At 73.4% G+C, this 6,602-nt stretch carries 7 protein-coding genes; 4 read left to right on the top strand and 3 right to left on the bottom strand.

Translation table 11 applies throughout. The features are described from left to right. The 3 genes from ABT381_RS34460 to ABT381_RS34470 all read left to right on the top strand — a co-directional run. Positions 1-1,058, top strand: a 1,058-nt coding sequence (locus tag ABT381_RS34460) for a DUF2786 domain-containing protein (protein ID WP_351601619.1), incomplete at its 5' end; no start/stop codon positions are given. A 183-nt stretch (positions 1,059-1,241) separates the two neighbouring features. Further along, positions 1,242-2,033, top strand: coding sequence for an SAM-dependent methyltransferase (locus ABT381_RS34465; RefSeq protein ID WP_351601622.1), 792 nt, complete (start codon positions 1,242-1,244; stop codon positions 2,031-2,033). A gap of 195 nt (positions 2,034-2,228) precedes the next feature. Continuing rightward, complete coding sequence (locus tag ABT381_RS34470; protein ID WP_351601625.1) at positions 2,229-2,924, top strand: SDR family NAD(P)-dependent oxidoreductase; 696 nt, start codon at positions 2,229-2,231, stop codon at positions 2,922-2,924. Here the strand turns inward: ABT381_RS34470 and msrA are convergent. Together msrA and ABT381_RS34480 are read right to left on the bottom strand one after the other, a co-directional pair. Next, positions 2,909-3,568, bottom strand: coding sequence for a peptide-methionine (S)-S-oxide reductase MsrA (gene msrA / locus ABT381_RS34475; protein WP_351601628.1), 660 nt, complete (start codon positions 3,566-3,568; stop codon positions 2,909-2,911). The genes ABT381_RS34470 and msrA overlap by 16 nt on opposite strands. A 132-nt stretch (positions 3,569-3,700) precedes the next feature. Beyond that, positions 3,701-4,855 (bottom strand): hypothetical protein, encoded by a 1,155-nt coding sequence (locus tag ABT381_RS34480; RefSeq protein ID WP_351601631.1) that lies wholly within the window; start codon positions 4,853-4,855, stop codon positions 3,701-3,703. Positions 4,856-5,082: 227 nt separating this feature from the next. On the opposite strand from ABT381_RS34480, the gene ABT381_RS34485 reads away from it, so the two are divergent. Beyond that, complete coding sequence (locus ABT381_RS34485; protein WP_351601634.1) at positions 5,083-6,243, top strand: cystathionine gamma-synthase; 1,161 nt, start codon at positions 5,083-5,085, stop codon at positions 6,241-6,243. Positions 6,244-6,322: 79 nt separating this feature from the next. On the opposite strand, the gene ABT381_RS34490 is transcribed toward ABT381_RS34485, so the two are convergent. Continuing rightward, on the bottom strand, positions 6,323-6,602 hold a 280-nt coding region (locus ABT381_RS34490; protein ID WP_351601637.1), incomplete at its 5' end, for a hypothetical protein.

Genomic DNA, 6,602 nt, shown 5'->3' on the forward strand with positions numbered 1-6,602 from the left:
CCGCCGACCTCGTCGCCGCCGAGCTCCGCCGCTACCCCGCCGAGGAGCTGCCGCCGCGCTGGCCCGCGCAGCTGCGCGAGGCGGGCGCGGAGGTCTGGTGGCCGGACGACGGCGGTTACCCGGACGCGCTGGCCCGGCGCCGCCGCACCACCCGCTTCGAGGCGCTCTGCGCCGTCCTGGAGGTACTGCGGGTCCTCGGCCGACTGCCCCGCGTCACGCCTACGGGGCCGGTGCCGGGGGCGCGGGGCACGCGCACGGCCGGTGCGGCCGGTGCGGCCGGGTCCGGCACTTGCGGGGCGGGGTCCGGCACTCGCGGGGCGGGGTCCGGCACCCCGGCGGCCGGAGAGCCGCGCGTCCTCGGCCGCATCCGGGGCCTGCTCGCCAAGGCCGAGTCCACCGCCTTCCCCGAAGAGGCCGAAGCCCTCTCCGCGAAGGCCCAGGAGCTGATGGCCCGGCACAGCGTCTCCGAGGCGCTGCTCGCGGGCGCCGAGCCCACCGGCGGCCCGGAGACCCTGCGCATCGGCGTCGAGGGCCCGTACGAGAGCGCCAAGGCGCTGCTCCTGGACGCGGTGGCCGTCGCCAACCGCTGCCAGGCGGTCTGGTCCCCGGAAGTCGCCTTCACCACCCTCGTCGGCTTCCCGTCCGACCTGGACGCCGCCGAACTGCTCTACACCTCCCTTCTCGTCCAGGCCACCACGGCCATGAACCGCGCGGCCGACACCCTCCCCCAAGCTCTTAAGGGGCAGGGAGGTGCCCCCATCGCCCGCGGCAGATCCCGCCGCACCAAGGATTTCCGCCAGTCCTTCCTCGCCGGATACGCCTCGCGCATCCGCGACCGCCTCACCGACGCCGCCGACCACGTCACCTCCGAGGCCGCCGAGGGCACGCCGGACCTGCTGCCGGTACTGGCCGCCCGCGACCTCGCGGTCCAGGAACGCACCGGCGCGCTCTTCCCCGAGACCACGGCCGTACGGATGCGCGGCGTACGGGACGCGGAGGGCCTCCACCAGGGCGCGGCCGCGGCGGACCGGGCCCGACTGGACCACCGCCGCCGGTAGGGCCTGCCGCCTCGCCGGCCTCAACTCCCCCACTGGTAACGTCACTTACGTCACTTACTGGTGGCCCGGTACGTGCCGGTACCGGCCGGGAGGGGAGCGGGTGGCATGACGGACGCCGACGCACACACGGAGTCGAGGTCGCCGTCGACATCGACATCGACATCGACATCGACACCGACATCGATGTCCCGGATCAACACCGGGGTCGCGCACAACGCCCGGGTCTGGAACCACTGGCTCGGCGGCAAGGACAATTACGCCGTCGACCGCGCGGTCGGTGACCACGTCACCGGCCTGTACCCGAGCATCGGCGAGGTGGCACGCGCCGACCGCGCGTTCCTCGGCCGGGCCGTGCGCCACCTCGCGGGGGCCGGCATCCGCCAGTTCCTGGACATCGGTACCGGCCTGCCCACCGCCGACAACACCCACGAAGTCGCCCAGCGCGTGGCCCCCGACGCCCGCGTCGTCTACGTCGACAACGACCCCATCGTCCTCACCCACGCCCGCGCGCTGCTCACCAGCGCCCCGGACGGCGCCACCGACTACATCGACGCGGACGCGCAGGACCCGGACGCGATCCTCCACGCGGCCGCCCGGACTCTCGACCTCGGCCGGCCCGTCGCGATCATGCTCCTCGGCATCCTCAACTTCGTGCTCGACACCGAGCGGGCGCAGCGGACCGTGGACCGGCTGCTCGCCGCCGTACCGTCCGGCAGCCACCTCGTCCTCACCCACCCCACCCTCGAACTGGGCGGCGAGGGCAACGCCGAGGCCATGCGCTTCTGGAACGAGAACGCCACCCCGCCCATCACCGCCCGCACCGGCGAACAGATCGCCCGCTTCGCCGCGACCCTGGACCTCCTCCCACCCGGCCTGGTCTCCTGCACCCGCTGGCGCCCGACCCCCACCCCGGACGGCAGCCCCACCGACCCCCCGCAGCTGGCCCAATACGCCCTAGTGGCCCGCAAGCCCTAATTCCCCGGCACCCTCCCCCTCCCCCCTTCTCCTCTCTTCTCCCCCCTTCCGTCCCTTGACCCCGGGGGTTGACGGTCTGGTGTCACCGGGCGTGGAGCGGGCACACCAAGAAAACGCACCTGACAAGTGATCAAGTGATCAGCCGGCGCGGCCGCGGCAGTTCCGGGCCCGCCGCCGGCGCGGAGAGGAGCAGCGGTGGCCAAGACGCTCGTGGTGGTCGGTGCCGGGCCGGGTCGGGGCATGGGGGTGGCCCGCGCGTTCGGGCGCCACGGCTTCCGGGTCGGGCTCGTCGCCCGTACGAAGGACCGGCTGGACGCCCAGGTCGCCGAGCTGGCCGGGCTGGACATCCCCGCCGCCGCGTTCCCCGCGGACATCCGCGACCGCGACGCGCTGGCCGCCGCGCTCGCGCAGGCGACCGAGACGCTGGGCCCCGCCGACGTACTGGACTACGCCCCCGGCCCCTCAGGCCCGGTCACGCACGCCGCGCAGACCACCGCCGCCTCGGCGTCCGCCCAGTTCGACCTGTACGTCCTGGGCGCGATCACCGCCGTGGGCCAGGTACTCCCGGACATGCTCGCCCGCGGCTCCGGCACGCTACTCGTCACCACCGGCGCCGCGGCGACGGTCCCCACCCCCTCCCTGGCCAACGCCGGCCTGGCCATGGCCGCCCTCCGCAACTACGCCCAAACCCTCCACGCCGAACTGGCCCCCCACAACATCCACACAGCCACAATCACGATGACGTCCCCACCGACGTCCCCGACCGCAGCAGACACGATCGGCGCGGCCTACTACACCCTCTACGAACACCGCACTCCGGCCGAAGCCCACATCAGCCCCACGGGAGCCCTCACCCCGCAATCTCCACAGCCCTCTCAGCCCTCCGCCTGAGCCACTCCCACCGGGCAGGAGACGCCCGTGCCGCCGATGCCGCAGTAGCCTGCGGGGTTTTTGTCGAGGTACTGCTGGTGGTAGGGCTCGGCCGGGTAGAAGGGGCCGGCCGGGAGGAGTTCGGTGGTGATGTCGGCGTAGCCGGATGCGGTGAGGACCTTTTGGTAGGCCTCGCGGGAGGCTTCGGCGGTCTGCTGTTGGGCGGGGGAGTGGGTGTAGATCGCGGAGCGGTACTGCGTGCCGACGTCGTTGCCCTGGCGGAAGCCTTGGGTGGGGTCGTGGGACTCCCAGAAGACCTTGAGGAGGGTGGCGTAGGAGACCTTCGACGGGTCGAAGACGACGCGGACGGCTTCCGTGTGGCCGGTGTGGCCGCTGCAGACCTCTTCGTACGCGGGGTTCGGAGTGTGGCCGCCCTGGTAGCCGACGAGGGTGGTCCATACGCCGTCGGTCTGCCAGAACTTGCGCTCGGCGCCCCAGAAGCAGCCCAGCCCGAAGTCGGCGATCTCCAGGCCCTCCGGGTAAGGGCCGAGCAGGGCGTTGCCGAGGACGGTGTGGCGGTCGGGGACCGTGAACTCCGGCTCGGGGCGGCCCTTCAGTGCCTCGTCGGCGGAGGGGAGGTGGTTCTTGAAGCGGGAGAACAGCATCGTGATCAGGCTCCGGAGGGACGAAGGACGAAGGATGGAGGACGGGGACGGAGTACGGGGACGACGGAGGGGGTGTTGGGCGGCGGGTGGAGTGTCGACCGGTAAACGTTCCGGGCGCGTGGGGAATTCCGGTCAGAACGGGGGGTGGTCCGGGGGCAGTGTCGCGGGGGTGCCGCCCTGGGACTCCCAGCCGGCTACGGCGAGGGCGCGGTAGGTGGCGTACGCGGCGGCCGGCTGGGGGTGGTACGACCAGGGCATCGCGCCGACGTGGCCGTCCACCAGGCGCAGCTGCTCCATGGCCTCGGCGTACCGCTCCGCCTGGACGAGGAACCAGATGAGGAGGTGGCGGACGTGCGGCGCCACCGGGTGGTCGGCGGGGGCCTGGCGCAGTGCGTAGTGCGCCCCCTCGACGGCCCGTTCGACGACCGCGCTCTGGAAGAGGCTGCGGACCATGTTGGCCTCGGGGAGGTGGTCGAAGACGGAGAAGAGCGGAAGGGCGGGCAGGAGCGACTTCGCGGGGGCGCCCGCGGCCGCGCGTTCGGTGAACGCGTCGGCGTCCTCCTTGGAGCCGTGCCACTTCTCCGACCAGTACGGCAGCGCGGCCAGATGCGCGCCCATGTGGTGCGGGGCGCGCTGGATCACCTTGGACCAGAGCTCTTCGTAATCGGGGCGGCGGTCGCCGAGGCCGCGGGCCACGGCCAGTTCGATGATGTACGGGACCGGGCTGCCGGGGGCGAGGAGGGTGGCCTCGCCGCAGACCGTGCGGGCCTCTTCCAGGATCATGCGGAAGTCCTGCGAGCCGGGGTCGCGCATGGCCTGGACGACCAGGAACTGGGCGTGCGACTGGGCGCCGCCGGAGTCCTTGGGGGCCTCGGAGCGCCACGTGCGCAGCCAGATGCCGCCCCGGGACCCGCCCGGCGCATCGCTGTGCGCACTCGGCGCACCGTCCCCCTCGTGCGCCGACGCGAACGCCGCGGCGCCCGCCAGCGACTGCACGCGCTGCCACCGCCGCTCGTCGCCCTCGGGCGTCCCGGCCAGCAGCCGGGACGCCGGCCGCCAGTCCTGCGTGCGGGCGATCTCCGCCAGCGCCTCCGTCAGTTCCGGGTCGGGCCCGGGCAGCCGTGCGTCCAGCTGCTCGGCCGGGACGAAGCCGTAGCCCGCCATCGGGTCGGCGACCGATGCCAGGCCCTGCCCGGCCTGCTGGAGCGCGCGCCGGCGCCGCGCCAGGGGATAGCCGATCAGCCCCGCGATCGCGAGGAGGGCGATGAGGGCGAGCAGTACGTCCATGAGCAGTCAGTCGTTCCCAGGTCGGTCGGTCGGTCGGGCGGTCGGTCGGGGCGACCGATAGGTCGACCGATGGGTCGGCCGAGCGGGAGTCGGCCGGGTCGGTCGTGTCGGTCGTGTCGGGCGGAGGTGAGGTCCGGCGGCACGGTGTCTTGTTCTCTTTCCACTCTCCAGCGAAGCAGAAAGTTCCTGACCGCGTGCGCGCCTGTGGAGGACTACCCTCGTCAGCCATGAGTGATCAGCGCGGACAGCGCCACCAGCACTTCGAAACTCTCGCTATTCACGCAGGTCAGGAGCCCGACCAGGCGACCGGCGCGGTAGCGGTGCCCATCTACCAGGTTTCCACTTACAAGCAGGACGGCGTGGGCGGGCTGCGCGGCGGTTACGAGTACAGCCGCAGCGCGAACCCGACCCGTACGGCCCTGGAGGAGAACCTCGCGGCCCTGGACGGCGGCCGCCGCGGCCTCGCCTTCGCCTCCGGCCTCGCCGCCGAGGACTGCCTGCTGCGGACCCTGCTCGTCCCCGGTGACCACGTCGTCATCCCCGATGACGCGTACGGCGGCACGTTCCGCCTCTTCGCCAAGGTCGCCGAGCGCTGGGGCGTGGAATGGTCGGTCGCCTCCTCCTCCGACCCGCGGGCCGTACGGGAGGCCATCCGGCCGCGTACGAAGGCCATCTGGGTCGAGACGCCCAGCAACCCGCTGCTCGGCATCACCGACATCGCCGCCCTCGCCGACGTCGCGCGCACCGCGGGCGCGAAGCTCGTCGTGGACAACACCTTCGCCAGCCCCTACCTCCAGCAGCCGCTCGCACTCGGCGCCGACGTGGTCGTGTACTCGACGACCAAGTACATGGGCGGCCACTCCGACGTGGTGGGCGGCGCGCTGGTCGTCGACGACGACGCGCTGGGCGAGGAGCTGGCCTTCCACCAGAACGCGATGGGCGCGATCGCCGGGCCGTTCGACGCGTGGCTGGTCATGCGCGGCATCAAGACGCTCGCCGTACGGATGGACCGGCACAGCGCCAACGCGGCGCGGGTCGCCGAGCTGCTGGCCGCGCACCCGAAGGTGACCAAGGTGTACTACCCGGGCCTCCCGGACCACCCCGGCCACGAGACCGCCGCCAAGCAGATGCGGTCCTTCGGGGGCATGGTGTCCTTCCAGGTCGCGGGCGGGGAGCAGGCCGCGGTGGACGTCTGCGACCGGGCGCAGCTGTTCACGCTGGGCGAGTCGCTGGGCGGCGTGGAGTCGCTGATCGAGCACCCGGGCCGGATGACGCACGCCTCGGCGGCGGGCTCCGCGCTGGAGGTGCCGGCGGACCTCGTACGCCTGTCGGTCGGCATCGAGTCCGTCGACGACCTGCTCGCGGACCTGACACAGGCGCTGGGCTAGGCACCGCGCTGTACGCACCGGCCGGGCGCCGCACATGGGCCCGGCCGGGGCCCGGCGGATTCGGGTCACCCCGTCCTCGTCACCACCCCTCCAGCGGCGGTGTCGTACGCGTCGGCGGGGGCATCCACGGCTGCTGGGTGACGGCCCAGAGCGTGAATGCCGCGGCCGCCAGGAACAGCAGCAGCCAGCCGGCCCGCTCCAGTCGGCGCCGCCGCGACAGCAGTCGGCGCCCGCGCGCGGCGGCCCGCAGCGCGAGGTCGGGCGGGACGAGGGGGTGCGGCCCGTCGAGCATCCGCCGCACCTCCGCCTCCTTGCGGTCGGGCGGGCTCACGTCGCCACCGCCCCGGCCGCGGCGCGCG

Source organism: Streptomyces sp. NPDC000151, from assembly GCF_040301705.1.
GTDB lineage: Bacteria > Actinomycetota > Actinomycetes > Streptomycetales > Streptomycetaceae > Streptomyces.